Genomic DNA, 1,698 nt, shown 5'->3' on the forward strand with positions numbered 1-1,698 from the left:
GGGAGTGGAGGGCTTTAAACATCGAGACTTCTTCTTAAAGTTTTTTGAAAGCAAAAACTCTCCCAATGTGATTCCAATTGGTACAAGTGGAAATGTCAATCAAAATGAATCATTTATTGGTGTGTTTGAAGATATCCTCAAAACAACCAATTCAACATCCATTGGCATTCAAGACGGAGACATCTGGATTAAATCAATTTTAGTTGAATACCTAAAAGGAAATAAATCTCTTGAAGATTTTATTGATTTACTTTCGAATCAAAAAGGCATATATATTCCCCATACCGAGAGCAATCAGTATTACTTCAACTTCTGGGAAATCGAAAATCTATATTTGATGGATGAATTAATAGAATGTTGGACAAAAGATGGGAAAGTTTTAGATCAGAAAACCTTTCAAACAATTTTGCATAAAGCTAATGATGTAATATCCAGACAATTCCTTGGCACTTTTTTAAAGAAAGTATCAAATATTAAAATTGATTACCAGCAGACACCCTCAATGGTAGAAAAATTAAGGAAAAACATTGAGAGGATAGAGAAGGAGATAGATAACATTCAGTCTATAGAGTCACGAACATCAAAACTCACTCAATATTTAATTGACAATAATATATGGAATTGGTTACCTGGCAAGGAACTCAAGAGTCATTTGCAAAATCTAGGCTATGAATTCAATGAATCAATAGTTGATTTTGAAAAGATTAAGCTGAGTCAAGAAATTAGAAAGATTCTTGAACATTAGAGGTTTCAAAATACAACGCTTTTGAAGTTATCAATTTCAGCGTTATCTTTAAACTTAATATAGCTGGTTCTTAATTAGCCCTTGACTTCTTTGAGTCCTGGGCTATTTTTTTTGACATCTGATATCAAAGGTTGTAAACCAGCACCATAAATAAAATCCCGATTAAAAATCCAATCGATCCATATAGAAATGCCATTGAATTCATCCTATCGGAAATTTGTCGAGAGTCAGTTTTTTGATTGTTCATGGGAGTTGGGTCTGTGTTTCGAGTTAGCTAAAAAGGTAATGTTAATTCCAAAATAAATAATTAAAATCATCATCATTTAAACATTTTTATAAAGAGGTATCAAAAGACTATTCTTTGCTGGGACCTCTTTAATCTGGCCCCGAGCTCGTTGTGAGTTGGGGCTTTTTTTTTATTAGCATTGAACAGACCTTCACTTCGTCAAAATGTTGCACCTGGGCTAAGACACAAGCTACAGGCGGACAAATTGAAACTTCGTTAATATGTTGCACTTTGGAATAATCACTTGATTTTTTCACTGGGTCACCAGCTAAATACAATTTTAGTTTTAACCAATTTTAAACAGAATTGCGTAAATTAGAGAAAGAAACTGGTGAAAAATGTACCAGTGGTTTAATTGCGATTATGGAAATCAGGGCTACACAATTTGAAAAGAAACTAGATCAACTGAGAGTTGATAATGATAAAAAATTCTCATTGATTCAAAGGATGATTGGTGGATTGGCATTACTGATCATTATCTTGAATTTTGTCTAAGGAGGATCTCCAGATCCCCCAACTCCCTATCTCGAAGTTAATCGAAGGCTTTCCGCTTTCAACAATCTGACGTTGCTCAAATATCTTAGATCAATAAACTCCAGAATATTGCTCAGGTAATGACATAATCTTTCTAAAGTCTGAAAGCTAATTCCTTCCGCCACCGATTCTA

At 33.6% G+C, this 1,698-nt stretch carries 2 protein-coding genes; both read left to right on the forward strand.

Translation table 11 applies throughout. The features are described from left to right. Positions 1-745 (forward strand): hypothetical protein (locus tag RLO81_RS00790; RefSeq protein WP_350105812.1); only part of this gene is annotated, 745 nt, incomplete at its 5' end. A 592-nt stretch (positions 746-1,337) separates the two neighbouring features. Continuing rightward, on the forward strand, positions 1,338-1,526 hold the full coding sequence (locus RLO81_RS00795; RefSeq protein WP_350105815.1) for a hypothetical protein: 189 nt from the start codon (positions 1,338-1,340) through the stop codon (positions 1,524-1,526). The last annotated feature ends 172 nt before the right edge of the window (positions 1,527-1,698 follow it).

The sequence above is a fragment of the Fulvivirga sp. genome, from assembly GCF_040220315.1.
Classification (GTDB): domain Bacteria; phylum Bacteroidota; class Bacteroidia; order Cytophagales; family Cyclobacteriaceae; genus Fulvivirga.